General features: G+C 68.5%; 15 protein-coding genes. 5 read left to right on the forward strand and 10 right to left on the reverse strand.

What is annotated here, in order from left to right; all coding sequences use genetic code 11:
- Window positions 1–49: 49 nt before the first annotated feature.
- Window positions 50–3,097 (forward strand): golvesin C-terminal-like domain-containing protein, encoded by a 3,048-nt coding sequence (locus BLR46_RS01840; protein ID WP_176761618.1) that lies wholly within the window; start codon window positions 50–52, stop codon window positions 3,095–3,097.
- A gap of 124 nt (window positions 3,098–3,221) precedes the next feature.
- Here BLR46_RS01840 and BLR46_RS01845 read toward each other — a convergent pair whose 3' ends face one another.
- The 9 genes from BLR46_RS01845 to BLR46_RS01885 form a co-directional block, all read right to left on the reverse strand.
- Window positions 3,222–3,467: a hypothetical protein gene (locus BLR46_RS01845; protein ID WP_143008175.1), complete on the reverse strand. Its 246-nt coding sequence runs from the start codon at window positions 3,465–3,467 to the stop codon at window positions 3,222–3,224.
- A 247-nt stretch (window positions 3,468–3,714) separates the two neighbouring features.
- Window positions 3,715–5,130 carry a sulfatase-like hydrolase/transferase gene (locus BLR46_RS01850; protein ID WP_218118283.1) on the reverse strand — a complete coding sequence of 472 codons (1,416 nt, stop codon included), beginning with the start codon at window positions 5,128–5,130 and terminating at the stop codon, window positions 3,715–3,717.
- Complete coding sequence (locus BLR46_RS01855; RefSeq protein WP_093248444.1) at window positions 5,127–6,731, reverse strand: arylsulfatase; 1,605 nt, start codon at window positions 6,729–6,731, stop codon at window positions 5,127–5,129. Before BLR46_RS01855 ends, BLR46_RS01850 begins: the two co-directional genes overlap by 4 nt.
- An 11-nt stretch (window positions 6,732–6,742) precedes the next feature.
- Window positions 6,743–7,579, reverse strand: coding sequence for a carbohydrate ABC transporter permease (locus tag BLR46_RS01860; RefSeq protein ID WP_218118284.1), 837 nt, complete (start codon window positions 7,577–7,579; stop codon window positions 6,743–6,745).
- Complete coding sequence (locus tag BLR46_RS01865; RefSeq protein WP_093248446.1) at window positions 7,576–8,508, reverse strand: carbohydrate ABC transporter permease; 933 nt, start codon at window positions 8,506–8,508, stop codon at window positions 7,576–7,578. Before BLR46_RS01865 ends, BLR46_RS01860 begins: the two co-directional genes overlap by 4 nt.
- Window positions 8,509–8,510: 2 nt before the next feature.
- Entirely contained in the window at window positions 8,511–9,899 is a 1,389-nt protein-coding gene (locus BLR46_RS01870) for an extracellular solute-binding protein (protein ID WP_093248447.1), read from the reverse strand.
- A gap of 245 nt (window positions 9,900–10,144) precedes the next feature.
- Complete coding sequence (locus BLR46_RS01875) at window positions 10,145–11,413, reverse strand: anaerobic sulfatase maturase (protein ID WP_245701448.1); 1,269 nt, start codon at window positions 11,411–11,413, stop codon at window positions 10,145–10,147.
- Complete coding sequence (locus tag BLR46_RS01880; protein WP_176761619.1) at window positions 11,410–12,384, reverse strand: formylglycine-generating enzyme family protein; 975 nt, start codon at window positions 12,382–12,384, stop codon at window positions 11,410–11,412. Before BLR46_RS01880 ends, BLR46_RS01875 begins: the two co-directional genes overlap by 4 nt.
- Window positions 12,381–13,538: an ROK family transcriptional regulator gene (locus BLR46_RS01885; RefSeq protein WP_093248449.1), complete on the reverse strand. Its 1,158-nt coding sequence runs from the start codon at window positions 13,536–13,538 to the stop codon at window positions 12,381–12,383. Before BLR46_RS01885 ends, BLR46_RS01880 begins: the two co-directional genes overlap by 4 nt.
- Before the next feature lie 141 nt (window positions 13,539–13,679).
- Between BLR46_RS01885 and BLR46_RS01890 the strand changes: the two genes are divergently transcribed.
- Complete coding sequence (locus BLR46_RS01890; RefSeq protein ID WP_093248450.1) at window positions 13,680–14,297, forward strand: M23 family metallopeptidase; 618 nt, start codon at window positions 13,680–13,682, stop codon at window positions 14,295–14,297.
- Window positions 14,298–14,348: 51 nt separating this feature from the next.
- Here the strand turns inward: BLR46_RS01890 and BLR46_RS01895 are convergent, their stop codons facing one another.
- Window positions 14,349–14,855, reverse strand: coding sequence for a P-loop nucleotide/nucleoside kinase family protein (locus tag BLR46_RS01895; RefSeq protein WP_093248452.1), 507 nt, complete (start codon window positions 14,853–14,855; stop codon window positions 14,349–14,351).
- Window positions 14,856–15,108: 253 nt separating this feature from the next.
- On the opposite strand from BLR46_RS01895, the gene BLR46_RS01900 reads away from it, so the two are divergent.
- The 3 genes from BLR46_RS01900 to BLR46_RS01910 all read left to right on the forward strand — a co-directional run bounded on the left by BLR46_RS01900 (window position 15,109) and on the right by BLR46_RS01910 (window position 17,161).
- Window positions 15,109–15,483 (forward strand): hypothetical protein, encoded by a 375-nt coding sequence (locus BLR46_RS01900; RefSeq protein WP_143008176.1) that lies wholly within the window; start codon window positions 15,109–15,111, stop codon window positions 15,481–15,483.
- A gap of 152 nt (window positions 15,484–15,635) precedes the next feature.
- Entirely contained in the window at window positions 15,636–16,001 is a 366-nt protein-coding gene (locus BLR46_RS01905) for a hypothetical protein (RefSeq protein ID WP_093248455.1), read from the forward strand.
- Window positions 16,002–16,261: 260 nt separating this feature from the next.
- A complete protein-coding gene (locus tag BLR46_RS01910; protein WP_093248456.1) occupies window positions 16,262–17,161 on the forward strand; it encodes an N-acyl homoserine lactonase family protein in 900 nt (299 codons plus the stop codon).
- Window position 17,162 lies beyond the last annotated feature (1 nt).

Consider the following 17,162-nt stretch of genomic DNA (forward strand, 5'->3'; position numbering starts at 1 on the left):
GGCAGTTGCCCTGGGTCTCGTTGGGATCTCCGTGCCCGCCGGAGCGGACATGCCAATGGGATTCACCGAGTCAGACGCCTTCATCACGCTGCACGATGACAATGCGAACATCACCATTACCAAGGAGGGCTTCCGTTACTCCATCGCCGACGCCGCCGGGGCGGTCCTCGCTCCGGCACATGCCCAGTCCGGCCTGGTGCTGGGTGGCGCCGACGCCGTCGGGACGGAACTGCTGTCCGCCACCGCCGAGTCGTTGAGGTTGGCGGTCACCACCAGTTCTGACGACGTGGTGGAGGTGGACGTGAGCCTGACCGGCGGTGTCATCGAGATGACCGTCGACGAAGTTCCCGGCAGCAAAACCATCGACTTCCGTACCGGGGCCGTCGGACCCGCCTACGGCCTCGGCGACTACGGCTCGCACGCCAACGGCATGATTGATGAAGGCACACCATGCGGCGGCAACGTCGATGCCCGCCACACCAGCGAACTCAGCGGTGCCATCTTCGACAACATGACCAATCAGGGGTCGTGCAAGCGCTTCATATCGAACTTCGTCGTGTTCCCGCAGCAGGGACTTGCGCAGGTGCTCTTCGAGGAAGGCTCCAAGCGTGTGGCGCTGACCGAGGACGAGAACCGCTTGGGCGCGAACAACGCCACCGAGGTCGACAGTCTCTACTACTTCGTAGGCGACATGCCGAAGGTCTACGCGGACTACAAGGCAGCCCGGGAGGCAGAGGGCTACCCGGAGGTCACGCCCCGGCAGATGCTATTCGAACTGGGCTGGGAATCTTACGGTGCCCTCGCCTGGAACACGCTCCAAGCGCCCGTGGAGGCGACCGTCCGAGGCTACGCCGAGCACGGCTACGACCTCGCTTGGGGGGTCGTCGGTTCCGGGTTCTGGCCTGGTCCTCGCGGCAACGGCATAGAGGGCACGACGACATCCTTCGGCATGTGGGACGACGCATGCGACTACAACCCGGCGGACGGCTCCTACCCGGACATGGATTGCCCCCGCTACCCAGAACCCGACCGGTTGAAGGCGACGTTCAAGGAACTGGGGATGGATCTCCTGCTCGGTATCCGGAACAACTTCAAGGCACCGGACAAGAGCGAGTACTACAACGAGCACTATGACGGCGAGTTCGCCCAGTACGCCCTTGAGAATGACTACTTCCTCCGGGACGCCGACGGCGAGCTCGTGACCGTCGAGAAGACCGGCTACCCGAAGGGACCGAACTACATCCTCGACGCGCCCAACGCGGCAGCGCTCGAATGGTACGTCGAGCAGTCGCGCCTCTGGGGTGTCGACGGCTTCAAGGAAGACGCCATGCTCTACGAGCCGGTCTTCGCCCAGGACGGCATCTGGAACCCTCTGCTCAAGGCGCTCCATGAGGCCGGCGATTCGGTCATCGTGCGCAATGCCCTCTACTCGGTCCCGGGCGACGTCGTGCGCAACAACGACACCTACTACGGGACCGGTGCTAACTACAACGAGGACCCCGATCGGCTCCCCGTCAACATGTTGAACTTCGCCGCCAGCGCCGCCCCGAACGTCTACGCGGACTACGTCGGCGGCACCCCGAGCGCCGGCGGCATGACCGACCCGGCTTACCAGGACTACTTCGTGCGCAACGCCTGGCTGCTCGCGGTCAGTCCCACCATGGCGATGGGCCGAGGGCCGTGGGAGATGGACGACCCCCAAGTGGACGGCGACCAAGGTGAGCAGTATGCCGAATCCGTCTTCAAGGCAACTCAGTTCCACCAGCGTCTCGTGCCCTACCTCTACGACGCCGCACTCGATTCGAACCGGACGGGCTACCCGTCAACGATGACCCCCCTGCCGATCGCTTTCCCCGACGATCCCAACACCTACCACCTGGCATCGAAGGAGGCCCGTCAGTACTCCTGGCTGCTCGGCGAGAACATCCTCGCGACCCCCGTGTTCGGCAGCGACTTCGAGTCGGCTCATACCCGGGACGTCTACCTTCCGGAGGGCGAGTGGATCGATTACGAGACCGGCGGCCGGTTCAGCGGGCGGCGGACCCTGCAGAGCTACCCCCTCGGCACCGATCGCGTGCCGGCGTTTGTGGGTGGCAGCGGCATCCTTGTGGAGCGAGAGGACGGCGCCCTCAAGGCACGCATCTTCCCCGTCGGAGAGCGCCAGGACGAGTACAAGATGGACGGCGCCGGTGAAGGCTTGTCGATCAAGCTCATGAACACCGGCTGGGACCCGGAGCTCCTCCGAGTCGTGGACCGGTCCGGCGGTGGACGGGTTGACTTCGAGATCGACCCCATCACCGGAGCCGTGGAGTTCGACGTCGAGCCCGGGCACAGCTATCAGCTCAACGCCGGCGGCCAGTCGGACGACACCATCGAACGTCCGAGCGGCAGCAACGCACCCGTTTCTGGTCTTGACTACACGGTCAATGACGACGGCCGTTACACCCTCACGTGGCAACCCGTTGAAGGTGCACTCGGGTACACCGCCGCCGTCACCGGGGCTTGCGGCGTGGCGGGCACCGCGGAGGTCGGGTCGACGGCCGGTGCGACGGAACTCAACATCGGGCACCAGCCGGGAGCCGGTGGTACGTACACGGTCACGGCCTGGACGTCTGGCGGGGCAACCCAGCCCAGTGCGCCGCTCACCATCGAGCGGATCATCGCCCCGACTACTGAGCCCGTGATCGTCACCAACGAGTCGACCACCGGAACCTGCGACCCTGCGACCCCGCCCTACCTTGAGGAGCCGGCCTCAGCCTGGCGCCAATCCTCTGTTAAGGCATGGGACGGGTCCGCCACCCGCTACAGCGGCACCGCGGGGGCATCGGCGACGTGGTCCGCGGACCTGTCACCCGGCACGTATCAGGTTGCTGTCTGGTACCCCGCTTCCCCCGGCACCCCCGCGGCACGCTACGACGTGCTCGGCGCGTCGGAGGCTGCGTCCGTGACGCTGGACCAGCGCTCCGGCGGCGGCCAGTGGATAGTCCTTGGCGAGTGGGACTTCGACGGCTCTTCGGAGGCGCAGGTCAGAGTCACGAGGGAGGGCAGTGGGAATTTGAGGGCTGACTCGGCCCGGTTCACACCGGTCGATTCCTGAGCCAGCAACGGTCGGGGCTCAGCGCGCATCTCGGTGCATGCTGAGCCCCGCTTGCTGTTGGCGTGTCGCGCTACGACGGGCCACCGCTCGTGGAAGCGCCCGTCGGGCGTTGCCGGGGCAGGGATCAGGCGACGTCGTAGTTCGTCAGCAGCACCATCACCTCGCGCCGGTCGAGGACCGTCACCGAGCAGGTGCGGTGCGGGTCGACCTTGGACCCCTGCCAAGTCTGCAACTGGTCGTTGATGGGCCGCTCATCCGACCAGCCTGCCGCGATCGCGGCCGCGACGGCCTCGGCCAGCACCTCCTCGGGGCGCAGGTCATCGGCGATCGTGAACTTGCGGCGCAGCTGCGCGTACGAGGGTTTCCCCAAGCTTCTGCGGAAGCCCCGCTCGCTCCGACTGGACTCGATGAGCCCCGGAGGGGTCAGCGTGGCCATCGGATCGTCCCGAAGTACCTCGAGGGTGCGGTCGTTCCCGGGTGCTCCGCATCCCGCCAGGGCCGCTGCCGGAGTGAGGAGCAGTAGGCGGCGCGGCACCCCGATCGCACGTCCAACAGCCGGTTCGGGTGGCGCGTCTTGGTTCACGGTAGGCCTCTCATCGCCAGGGCGTTGGGAAACGCTATACCACGAAGCGTTCCTCAGAACCGTCGTTGTAGGTTTTCCCGTCAGGCCGGCCGTGGGCGAGCGGCAGCACCTGTCCCCTGCCGGACACGGGGCGGTGGAACGCGTCACGGTCGGCCGTCGAATGGCGCTCGAACCAGGCGCTGAGCTGAGCCGCCAGCTCGTCGACGATGCCGCTGTGGGCCGTGTCGTCGACGAGGTTGCGCCGCTCGTCGGGGTCAGAGTCAAGGTCGTACAACTCGTCGGGACCCTCGAGGCGGAGGACGTACTTCCATCGCGCGGTCCGCACCATGCGGGTCCCGCCGTACTCGTCGAAGACGAACACGGCCGGCCGCGCCTCCACATCGCGGCCCAGGATCCACGGCGCCAGCGACCGCCCGGCCAGCAGTGCACCATCGGGGACGGCGACGCCGGCGAGTTCGAGGATCGTGGGGTGGAGATCGACGGCGCTGGCGAGCTCGTCGCTGGCCCCCGCGGCGGTTCCGGGACCGTGGACCACGAACGGCACCCGGACCGAGTTCTCCCACATGTTGAGCGGCCAGGTGGCGTTGCCCTTGCCCCAGATGCCGTGGTGCCCGCAGCTGAAGCCGTTGTCGGACGTGAAGACCAGGTAGGTGTCGTCCGCCACGCCGAATGTGTTGAGCGCCTCGCGCAGCCGCCCGATCCCGCGGTCCACGCCGGTCAGCGACGCGAAGTACCCCTCGAGGCCGGGGAGCGGGTCGCGCATCGCGTCGGAGACCGGCCCCGGCTCCCAGCTGAACCAGGGATGCGCCTCCTCACGAGGGACGGACGGGAAGTCGCTGTCGGCGTAGGGGGCGAGCAGCTCGTCGGGATGCTGTCCGACCCACGGCGAGTGGGGCGCGGTGTAGTGCACCTGCAGGAAGAAGGGCGCGTCTCCGTCGGCGGCCGACTCGAGGAAGCGCACCGCCTCCTCCGTGATGGCGTCGGTGACGTAGCGCGGCTCGGTGACGGCCTCGCCGTCGCGCCACACCGGCGCGCCGAAGTACGGCCCGTCCCCGGTGCGGTGCGCGTACCAGAACGAGAACCCCGGCGCCGGCTCCCGCGAGAGCCCGAGGTGCCACTTGCCGCTGTGCCCGCAGACCCAGCCCTCCCGGGCCAGCACCTCGGGGGTCGTCGCCAGGCCGTCGAGGAACCCCTCCGCCTCGGGCGTCCCGTAGGCCTCGCCGCGGATCCAGTCGTGGACCCCGTGCGCCGACGGCATCATGCCGGTCAGGAGTGACGCCCGCGCCGGGGAGCAGACCGGCGACGCGCAGAAGAAGTTCTCGAACTCCAGCCCCTCCGCGACGAGGCGCTCCAGGTTGGGCGCGACGAGGTCCGGGCAGCGGTGCGGCATCGCCCATTGCCCTTGGTCGTCGGTGACGACGACCACGAAGTTGGGCCGCCTCCCGGTCACCCCTCGGCCTCGACGACCGTGAGCCCCTTCGCCTCGTACTGGGCGACGATGCGCTCGAACGGGATGACGCCGACGCGGTCGGCCCACGCCTGCCAGTCGGCCGCCAGGTCCTGGACGAGGTCGGCGTGCTCGTCGGCGACGTCGTCGCACTCCGTGACGTCCACCTCCAGGTCGTAGAGCTCCCACGGCTTGCCGAAGAACCGCACGAGCTTCCACCTCCCCCGCCGGATGGCGGCGTTGCCCGTGTGCTCCCAGTAGAGGGTGCCGTCCTCCTCGATCGGCTCGCCGCGCAGGCCGCGCAGGAACGACCGGCCCTCGGGCGCCTTGACCTCGGCCCCCGGCGCCGTGCCGGGGTGGTCGCAGCCGACCGCCTCCAGCAGGGTCGGGACGACGCTCGTCAGCTGCAGCGGAGCGTCCAGGAGCCTGCCCTCGGCGAGCCCGCCGCCGGGCCAGTGGACGATGAACGGCGCGATGATGCCGCCCTGGTGCACCCACTTCTTGTACAGGCGGTAGGGGGTGTTCGACAGGTTCGCCCACGCCTGGCCGTAGCTGGAGTAGGTGTCCTCCGCGCCCGGCCAGATGTCCGGCGTCGACCCGAGTTGCACCTCCCGCCCGTCGCGGGTGTGGCTGCGAAAGATGTCGGTGCGCTGCAGGAACCCCGCGCGGTTCTGGTGAGGTACTACCTCGGGCGAGGCGCCGTTGTCGGAGAGGAACACGACGATCGTGTCGTCCAGGAGGCCGCGGCTGCTCAGCTCGTCGACGATCCGGCCGACGCCCCGGTCCAGCTCGGTGACCTGCGCGGCGTACACCTCCATCCGCCGCGCCTCCCACTCCTTGTCGTCGACGTCGTCCCAGGCGGGGTTGTCGGGGTCGCGGGGGCTCAGCGTGCTGTTGGCGGGGACGACCCCGGCCTCGAGCTGGCGGGCGAAGCGTTCCCGTCGCAGTGCGTCCCACCCGGCGTCGAAGCGGCCGTCGTAGGCGCGAATGTCCTCGTCCAGCGCGTGCAGGGGCCAGTGCGGGGCGGTGTAGGCGACGTAGAGGAAGAACGGCTGCTCCTCGTCGCCCCCGGCGATGAAGCGGAGCGCGTCGTCGGTGATCGCGGTGGTGTAGAAGAAGTCCGGATCGTCCGCCTCGTGCTCGACGTTCTCCTCGCCCCGGGTCAGGGTGCCGGGCGAGAAGTAGCTGCCGCACCCGGTGAGGGTGCCGAAGAAGTGGTCGAAGCCGCGGCGGGTGGGCCACGAGTCCGACGGGGTGCGCACATCGGCCGACAGGTGCCACTTCCCGCTCAGCCCGGTGCGGTAGCCGTGACCCTTGAGCACCTCGGCCAGCGTGGCGACGTCGGACGAGAGGTCGCCCGCGTACCCGGCGGGCCGGTCGTCGCCGGTGAGGACGCCGATGCCCGCCTGGTGCGGGTGCACCCCGGTGAGCAGCGACGCCCTGGACGGGGCGCAGCGGGCCGTGTTGTAGAACGACGAGAGCCGTGCGCCGCCGCGGGCGAGGGCGTCGAGGTTGGGGGTGTCGAGCTCGCCGCCGTAGCAGCCGAGGTCCGAGAAGCCGAGGTCGTCGGCGAGGACGAGCACGATGTTGGGACGCTTCGCCACAACAGTTCCTTTCAGCCCTTGACGGCACCGGTGGTGAGACCGGCGACGATCTGGCGGTTGGCGATGATGGCGAGGACGATGATCGGAACGGCGGCGACGGCGCCGGCGGCGGCCATCTGCCCCCACGTGACCTCGTACGGCTGGACCAGCGACGCGATCCCGACGGTGAGCGGGGCCGTGCGGCCGCCGGCCGTCATCGTGAGGCCGATGAGGAACTCGTTCCAGGCCATGATCGCGGTGAAGATCGCGACCGCGGCCATGCCGGGTCGGACGATCGGCAGCACCACGCGGAAGAACGCCCGGACCTCGGAGGCGCCGTCGACGAGGGCCGCCTCGCGCAGTTCGTCGGGCACCCCGTCGAAGTACGACTTCATCAGCAGCGCCGCGAACGGCAGGTTGAGCACCGTGTTGAGCAGCACCAGGCCGCCGATCGTGTTCAGCAGCCCGAGCGCGCCCATCTGCAGGTACATGCCGGGCACGAGCGTCATCGGCGGCACCATCGGGATGAACGCGGCGAGCACGAGGGCGGGCAGCGTGATCCACCGCGGCGGGTTCAGCTTCGACAGCGCGTAGCCCGCGGCCGAGCCGATGACGAGACAGAGGACCACCGTGCCGACCGTGATGAGCACGCTGTTGAGCAGCTGGTTCAGGAACGGCTCGCCGGGTGCGAACAGCGACTCGAAGTTGCCGAGCCACATCGAGAAGTCCCAGTCGGGATTGACGATGGCGCGGTTGGGCTGGAAGGCCAGCATGGTGCCCCAGGCGATGGGGATGACGATGATCGCGATGGCGGCCAGCAGCGCGGCCTCGACGGGGACGCTCGCGCGGCGTCCGTCCTCGCCCCTCACGACTTGCCCCTCACGCGGCGGCGGGCGATCGTGTACAGCGCGACGGCGACGAGGACGGTGAGCACCACGATGATGCTGAGCGCCGCGGCGTAGCCGAAGTCGAGCCGGTCGAAGAACATGTTGCGGATGTGGAGGCTGGCCAGCATCGTCGCGTCGTTCGGCCCGCCCTTGGTGAGCAGGAAGATCTCGTCGAACGCCTTGACGCTCTGCACCAGCCGGATGAGGGCGGCGGCCGCGATGGCCGGGGTGAGCAGCGGCAGGATGACGTGGCGCAGGATCTGGCGTTCGTCGGCGCCGTCGATGCGGGCTGCCTCGATGATGTCGTGGCTGATCGCCTGCAGTGCGGTGTAGAGGAACAGGAACACGACCGGGGTCCAGTGCCACACGTCGACGAGGATCGCGACGACGAGGGCGCCGGTCTCGGTGTTGAGCCACTGCTGTTGGCCGATCCCGAGTGTTCGGAACACCTTGTTGACGCCGCCGACCGTGGGGCTGAACAGCAGCAGCCACATGAGGCTGACCACGACCGGCGCGATGACGGCGGGCCAGATCAGGATGTTGCGCGCCACCCCGAGGAGCCACACCGAGCGGTTGACGAGGAGGGCCAGGATCAGGCCGAGGATGATCGTCCCCACCACGGCGGCGACGATGAAGACCAGCGTGACGCGGAGGGAGTTCCAGGCGCGCGGGTCGGCGAGCACCCGGACGTAGTTGTCGGCGCCGGACAGGGCCGAGACGAACGCGCCGTCGACGATGGACGTCCGCGAGATCGACAGGCGGAACACCTCGATCAGGGGGAACGCGGCGAAGAACGCAATGAACAGGGCGAAGGGCAGGATCGCGACGATGGCCGTCAACCGTCCGTGGGGCCGCCGCCGGCGGCCGTCCTTCAGGACAGCCGCCGACGCCGCAACGGGCGCGGAGGTCATGCTCAGCCCCCCATCGGCAGTTCGGTCTCTTCCATCACCGCGGTGAGCTCAGTCTGCATCTGAGCCATGCCGTCCTCGGGGCTGAGGCTGCCCGCGGCGATCTGGGAAAGGATCCGCTCGGTGACCTCGAGCATGCTCGGGGCGAACCAGTACCGGACGTGCGGCTTCACGTAGGGCAGCGTCTCCTTGACGGCACCGAAGTAGGCCTGCTGCGACTCGGAGAACTCGTCGGACTCGAGCGCATCGGAGCGGGTGGGGATGCCGCCGAGCTTCGCGAACTCCAGCTGCACCTCCTTCGACTCGATCCACTCGATGTAGTCGAGCGCCCGCTGGGCCCGCTCGTCGTCGATCTGCGCGGGGATCGTGAGCGCCCAGGTGCCGGAGGCGACGCCGTGCTCGCCGTCGGGGCCGGCGGGGACGAGGGCGTAGCCGACGTTGCCGGCGACGTTGGAGTCCGCCTCGCTCTCCAGCTGCGCGGCCGCGGCGGCGACCACGTGGACCTGGAGGGTCTGGCCGGCCTGCATGGCGGCGATGACCTCGGCCTGGCCGAGCGTGGTCGTCGACTCGGGGCCGAGCTGGGCGAGCTCACGCAGCTGCGTGGCGGCCGCGATCGCCTCGGGCGAGTCCACCGCGGGGGTCCAGTCGGTGCCCTCGTCGACGAACCACTTGGCCTTGTGGCTGTAGAGGAGCGGGAGGAAGTCGTAGGTCACGGCCGCGCCGGAGCTGACGCCCTGGGTGCGCATCGTGTACCCGTAGTCGACCTCGCCGGCCTCGACGGCCTGCTGCCCGTTGGCGACGGCCTCGTCCCAAGTCTTGGGGACCTCGAGCCCGAGCTTCTCGTAGATGTCCTTGCGGTACATGAGCAGGTGGACGTTGCCGTTCAGCGGGGCCGCCATGAGCTCGCCGCCCTCGGCGGAGATCTGTTTCTCTGCGTCCCAGTACGAGTAGTTGCCGTACGAGTTCACCTCGGGGTCGAGCTGGAACTCGGGGTCCACGTCGTTGAAGGGGCGCACCCACTCGTTGACGAAGAACTCCGGCATGTAGACCTCGTCGAGCTGGTAGACGTCGAAGATCTCGGTGCCGTTCTGGATGTCGTTGATCTGCTGCGTGCGCATCTCCTCGTAGGGGAACTCGCGCAGCTCGACCGTGACGCCCGTGTCCTCCTGGTACTGCTCCACGAGGGCCTTGTAGGCGGGGAGCCAGGGGCTGCGGTTGACGGGGATCACGAGCTTGCCGCCCCCGCCGTCGCCACCGCCCCCCTCCGTGCCCTCGCTGCCCAGCGGCATGTCGCCCGGGTCGGAACCACCGGAGCAGGCAGCCAGGGAGACGGCGAGGCCGCCCAGCAGGATGGCCCTGGCGGCCATCTTCGTTCGTGCGATCAGGTTGTCCATGGTGGATCCTCTCGGGTGAGGCGGCGCCTTCCTTGGCGCCCATGCAATTGAGGCTTTCTCTAGCTTGTCAGCACAAACGCCCCCGAGTCAAGGGTTTTGGGGATCTTTAATGGTCACGATTGGGTCAATGTGTCGGCTTCACTTCCGTGGCACCGACACGTTTAGCCACATTTCATCCGATAAATCCTCGCGAGTCGGGGCGCGTTGAAGCCGCAGCCGAATGGCTGATGAGGTGGGGGTCAGGGTCAGGACCCGGCGCTGCGACGATGCATGACCTCGGACGGCGCGCGGCCCTCGCGAAGCAGGCGCGCCATGTCCTCGACCACCGGCGCCGCGTGCCGGAAGAAGCGGAAGTAGCCCGCGCAGAGGACGTTGTGGCCGGGCTCGCCGTCGGCGCTGACGCCGAAGCGGTCCTTCGGGCACCCGCCGTTGCACGCCCAGCGCACCGGGCACCGGCGGCACTGGTCGGTCAGGGTCGAACGCTTGGCGCGCCCGAAGTCGCGCTGCGCGTCGCTCGCGAGGACCGCCTGGATGGGGTCGTCCGCGACGGTCCCCAGCAGGTAGCCGGGCTCGACGTAGTGGTCGCAGGAGTACAGCGCGCCGTCGTGGTCCATGGCGAGCGCGTCGCCGCACTCGGGCGCGTGGACGCACATCGCGTACTGGCCGAAGCGGGCGGCCAGCATGGCGTCGAAGTCCTGGACGAAGACCGACCCCACGTCACGGCGCAGCCACTCGTCGAAGATCTCGACGAGGAAGCGGCCGTAACGCTCACCGGTCACCGAGCGCGAGGTGATCGCGTCGCCGGTCTGCCGGTAGAGGACGCGTTGGCCGTCGTCGTCTCGCCATCCGCGCTCGGCGACGGGCAGCAGGTGCCGGGGCGCGCGCTCGACGATGGGGATGAACTGGAGGAAGCGCGCGCCGAGGTCGTCGCGGAAGTAGCGGTAGACCTCAAGCCCGTGGTCTGCGTTGGCGGCGTTGACCGTGCAGAGGATGTTGGTCTCCACCCGGTGCTTGCGGATCAGCTCCCAACCGCGAACCACCTGCGCGTGCGTGCCGCGGCCGGCGCGGTTGACCCGGTACTCGTCGTGCATCCGCTCGGGGCCGTCCATGGAGAGCCCAACCAGGAATCCGTGCTCCGCGAGGAACGCGCACCACTCGTCGTCGAGGAGGACGCCGTTGGTCTGCATCGAGTGCCGCACGCGCTGCCTCGGGCGCCGCAACTCGTCGGCGAGGCGGACGGCGTCACGGTAGAAGTCGAGGCCGCGCATGGTCGGCTCGCCGCCCTGCCAGATGAAGGTGACGTCGCCGTCGGGGTGCGACGTGAGGTGGTTGACGACGTAGTAGCGGAGCGTCTCCGGCGACATCCGCTGCGCCTCACTCGGGTCGTGGAGCAGGTCCTTGGTGAGGAAGAAGCAGTAGGAGCAGTCGAGGTTGCAGGCGGCGCCGGTGGGCTTGGCCACGACGGAGAACGGCACCTTCCGCAGGGTCCGGTCCCCTCCGGCGGCGACGCTCACGGCCTGGATGGATCGAGGGCGACCGTGCGGAAGCCGGCGTTGCCCATCGACGAGTCCGGGGTGTTCTGGGAGCGCGCGGAGTTGCGGTAGCGGTTGCAGTAGCTGTCATGGCAGAGGTAGCTGCCGCCGCGCATGACCCGCTGGGCGCCGCGGGCCGGGCCGCGGGGGTCGCGCGTCGCGTCGTGCCGGTACGTCTCGGGGTGGAACCAGTCGGCGCACCACTCCCAGACGTTGCCGATCATCTGGTGGAGGCCGTAGCCGTTGGGCGCGAAGTGGGCGGCGGGCGCTGTGGTGAGGAAGCCGTCGTCGCAGGTGTTGCGCGCCGGGAAGTCACCCTGGAAGATGTTGGCCCGCCAGCCGCCGTCGTCGACGGGCTCGTCGCCCCACGGGAACTTCTCCCCCTCCAAGCCGCCGCGGGCGGCGTACTCCCACTCCGCCTCGGTGGGCAGGCGGCGGCCGGCCCACCGGCAGTAGGCGACGGCGTCGTTCCAGCTGATGTGGACGACGGGGTGGTCGGCGAGGCCCTGGATGTCGGTCAGCGAGCCTCCCGGGTGCCGCCAGTCGGCGCCGCGGACCCCGCGCCACCAGGGCAGGCCCGGCGGGGAGCCCATGAGGTCCTCCTCGGGGGCGCCGAGCGCGAGGTGGAAGACCGCGGAGAAGCCGAACCGTTCGGCCTCGGTGACGTAGCCGGTGTCGTCGACGAAGGCGGCGAAGGCCTCGTTGGTGACGGTGGTGACGTCCATGGAGAAGCCCGAGACGTGGACCTCGCGGAGCGGGACTTCGCCGTCGTGGGGGTTGCGGTCGCCCGACGAGTCGCCCATGGTGAAGGAGCCGGCGGGGATCTCGACCTGGGCGATGGGGTGGGTACCGCTGGAGGGCTGATGGATCGGGGCTGGGGCCTCGGCGGTGCCTTCACGGCTCGGTGCACAGCCGCAGCCGGCGGTCGGGTCGGTCGCCTCGGGGTCGGTCACGATTCCAGATCCTTCGAAGTCTCCTCATCCGGCACTGGCGCCAGGAGTTCCCGCTGCACGACCATGGCAGCCGCCGAGTTGCCGATCGGGACGCGCCAGTCGGGGTCGATGTGCAGCCGCGGTCGCGGGAGCCCGACGAGGCGGGTCTCGAACTCGTTCACCAGAGCGTCGATGGACTGCGGCGTGGCCGTGACGCCGCTGCTCACCACCACGTCCTGGGCGGAGAAGAACCCGGCGACGTCGGCCACCAAGCGGCCGGCGAGGCGGGCCCGCTCGATGAGCAGTCGATTGGCGGCGTGGCCGCGGGCGCCCGGTTCGAGCGCGATCTGGGTGAGGTCGTCGTAGGTGCCGGACGGGTCGATGACGCCGCGCTGGACGGCTCGCGCGAGGACCACGGAGTCCTTGAGCACTCCCTCCGCCCGGTGCGCGGTACCGTCCAGGTCGCCGACGAGCCAGCCCGACAGGTCGCCGCCGTAGCCCGAGGGTCCGACGAGCACCCGGGATTCGGCGACCTGCGCGACCTGCAGCAGCTGGCCGATGAACACGTGCAGGAAGTCGGGCGCGCCCTTCGCGCGGCCGTAGACGAGGTCGCCGTTGGCGTGGGCGCGGACGACGGAGTCGACGTGGACCGGCACGTCGACCTTCTCGCGGAGGATGTCCCGCAGGGGCACGTCCCACCAGCTCAGGTCGTTGAACCGGCGGACGACGCCCGTCGCGGGCTCCACCCATCCGCCCGCGATGGCGCCCAGACCCAGAATCCTGGCCGTCGCGGCGGCCTGCATGCGCTCGATTCCCTGGAAGGCGACATCCAGCGCCCGCTGTCCGCCTCCGTGGACCTCGCGGTGTGACTCGAGGACTTCGCCCGCAAGGTTGACCAGCGTCGTCGTGACCTGGATCGGGCCGATCCGCAGGGCGATGATCTGCCAGGCATCCGGGATCACGTGGAGCGGAATCCGCGGGCGACCCCTGCCGCCCTTCGGTTCCGCGGCGCCTTCGCGGATCAGACCCTCTTCGATGAGTTCCGAGACGAGCTTGGCGGCCGAGGCCTGCGTCAGCCCCAGCATCTTGGCCACGTCGGAGCGCGACGTGGGACCGTGCGCCAGGATCGTGGCGAGCACGTCGCGCTGGCGACGAACTGGCCTCTCTGCGCTCATGGATGCCTTCCGATCGCTGCACCAGGGGCCGAATTAGGCCCCACGGGAAAATTATCACAGGCCGGAGAAGGTGCATCCTCCAGGGACTTAGTATCGAGGCGGCGGCTATAGAGTCCGGAGCCCGAACAGGAGTTGAGCGGCGTGGCGATCACCTTGGACCTGGCCTATCCCTTCCAGGGCCGCTGGTTGACCCAGAACAGCCCTGCGAACAGGGTCCCGAGCCACGGGACGATCGCGTACGCCTCGTCTTACGCGATCGACTTCGTACCGGTGGACGGCTCCGGCCGCACCGCGCCGTTCACTCTCAGCTCGCTCTTCCGCCCCGAACCGCCGACGCGGTTCCCAGGATTCGGCCGACCCGTACTCGCGCCGTTGGCGGGCGTCGTCGTCGCGATCGAGGGCTCCGAGCCCGATCACGCCGCCCACCGCGGCCTGCCGTCGGTCGGCTACGCCGTCACCCAGTCCCGCCGGGCCGGAGCGGGGTGGCGAGCGCTTGCGGGGAACCATGTGATGGTCCAGACGGACAACGGTCCGGTCGTGGCGCTGTGCCACCTGCAGCGGGGCAGCGTCCGGGTGAGATTGGGCCAGCGCATCGACGTCGGCCAGATGCTGGCGGCCTGTGGCAACTCGGGAAACAGCACCGAGCCGCACCTCCATCTGCAGGCGATCAGCGGCGCGGACGTGGCACACGCCGTTGCGGTGCCGATCTCGTTCCACGGCGCACTGCCGCGGAACGGCTCGGTGGTGGAGGCGGGGTGACCCGCGATTGGTGCTGAGCCTTGGCAAGGATTGCCCATGCGGAGGGCAGGGTCACATCCAACCCGTCAACTGGATGATCCGCTGCACGCACTCGGCCACAGTCGCCGGGTGGGTGGACACCTGAAAGTGCCGGATCCGCGAGTGATCAGATCGGGCATGGTAGGCGTCCACCCAACGGCGCAGCCCAGCCGCCATCTCCTCGCTGGGTTCCCGCTCCGTGACCCGCTGCTTGAGGATCTCCTCGGGCGCCGTCAATTCGCAGACGATCAACCGCGCACCCGGCAGCACGTGCCGAAGCAACTCGACCTCCTCCTCATCGGCGAAAACCGTGGGGATGATGAGCTTGATGCCGGGCACGGCCGCCACATAGTTCGGCCAGACGACCCGGAGGTTCTCGCGGGCGAATGATCGGCCGGGATAGGGATGGACGAGGCTCAATTCGTCGAGATCGATAACCCCCCACGAGATGTTCGCTTGGCCGAGGGTCATCGCCAATGCTCGCGCGAGCGTGCTCTTCCCTGCCCCGGGAGAGCCGTGCAGCGCCAGAACATCGGTCATGGAAATGAGTCTGACTCACGCGGACCCTCGGCTGGCTCGGATTTCAGCAAGACGCGTAATGGACGAAAATTCCGCTGCGTGTGGAATACGATTGCTGCGGGCAACAAATGAGGCAACGACGCTTCAAATGTCCGCCAGCGAGGGAGGCACCGTGGTTGAGCTAGAGGCCCCAGTTCCGCCGACGGGGAGCTTGACGCCGTTGCCGACTTGGCGCTTGGTGTACTACGCCTTGGTGTGGGGAGTATTGACCTCCATGTTCACGATGCTCGGGGCGGTGGCCTCCATTGGCGGCACCACTCCCATCGGACCGGTGGTGGAGCCGAAAGTGATGGGTGCGTTCATTGCCGGAAATTTCGCAGGCATCCTGTTCCTGCACCTCTGCGGCGAGCGTTGGCGCACCGGCGTGACTGGGGCGGCCTTGGTGATCTTTGGAGCGATGATCTTCCGCGACGGCGAACCCGACCTGCTGCTCTGGGGCACACCAGTGCTGATCGCCGTGCTACACGCCCGCCAGCCCCGCCGCTACCGATATTGGCTCGTCGGCTTCCCGCTCGTGGCACTGCTCATCTTCGTGTTGCACCCGTACGAGTCAGCCATGTCCCGTTGGGTGGATCTGGCATCCCGATGACGCACCTCACTCCGCGCCGAAAGCCCGCCGATACCGCCGGACTTGATTGTACACGTTGATACCTGATGGACGCAAAACTAGGACCAAATGCAGGTCCTAAGCCGGGATCGCGCTGGTTCATTCTCCTCGTTATAGCGGCCACACTTACCGCCTTGAACGGGATCGTGGTCGGTTACGGCGCCGTGTGGTTCCAGTTGTTCGGCGACAGTCCGGATCGTGACGACTACTTGGTGTCCACGGGCGGATACGCTGCAGCGGCGGTCCTGATCGTTTTCGCGACCTTGTCGAACTTCCTGCGCGGCGGCGCGGCTTGGTTCGGCTACGCCGGATCGGCTGCCGCCGTGGCGCTCGGTCTCGCAGCCTTGACTTCTTGGTCGAGCGGCCGGAGCGTGGAGGACCTCGGTCCGGGGATCTCCGGCCCCTGGGACGGGGTGGGCGGAGTGATCGCACTGCCTTGGTCCTGGGCGATCGTCGTGCTGTTCCTCCTCAGCTTCCGCAAACCGGCGGGACGACAGTGACCATCGCCTAAGTCCGGACGCTCGAACTCTCGCATGGGTCACCCGTGGGCCAATGGGGAGCCGGCCGCTGCAGTCTCTCCCACGGTAGCTATCCCCGAGACACCTCCAGCCCGGCGCGCGCGGCGGATCCGGCGCGTCGCGACGACCTGAAAAGTGCACCGGAGAAGTTCCTCGATCCCTCTTGACAGCGCCGAGGGAGAGGCCCATCCTGAGTCTTGTACACGATTACGTAATCGTGTACAGACGAGGAGGAGGGGTCCATGGCGGACTACTCAATCTGGATGCTCGAGTACTCACATTGCCTCACGCAGCCGATGGGCTGCATCTTCTACGGACAGTGGAACGCGGGGACTCGGCCGTTCCCCTACAGCTACGTCTACGTCGAGGGCGAGGGCCACAAGATCCTCGTCGACGTGGGCCATGACGACGACGGCACCAACCGCGTGCTGTCAGAGCGGTACGACGTCATCGACTGGCAGCCCCCCGCCGAGGTGTTGGGCAAGATCGGTGTGCGCCCCGAGGAGATCGACACCGTCGTCTTCACCCACGTCCACTACGACCACGCCGGGGCGGCGCGTCGCTTCCCCAACGCCCGGTTCTACCTCCAGCGCAAGGACCTCGAGGGCGCCCAGTGGGCGCTCGAGAACCGCCGGCTCTTCGAGTCGATCATCGGCGCCATCGACCCCTCCGACGTCGAGATGCTCGTCGGGCTGGAGCGTGAGGGCCGCCTCGAACTGCTCGACGGCGACCTCGAACTGTTCCCCGGCTTCGAGATCAAGCTCGCGGAGGACACGCACACCTTCGGCTCGCAGTACGTGGTCGTGCGTGCCGGCGACGAGCCCTGGGTGATCACCGGCGACAACCTCTACAGCTACGAGAACGCCGAGGGCATCGACCAGAGCGGCGTGCCCGTCAGCATCGGCTTCGGCGGCGGCAGTTGCTGGAACACGCTGTCCGCCATCGACGAGATGCACCGCACGGCCATCGACTCGAACCGCCTCGTGATCGCCCACGAGGGCGCCACCTTCGACCGGCACCCCTCCCGGCTCTACGACGACCGCCTCTCCGTCGCCGAACTCACGCTCGCCCCGGGGGTCGCGAGCCGGATCACCACCCCATCATCAGCGCAACCATCCACCACTTTCTCGACGAGGAGCTAGC

Origin of the sequence: Tessaracoccus oleiagri, assembly GCF_900103275.1 — a bacterium.
In the GTDB taxonomy this organism is placed as follows: Bacteria; Actinomycetota; Actinomycetes; order Propionibacteriales; family Propionibacteriaceae; genus Arachnia; species Arachnia oleiagri.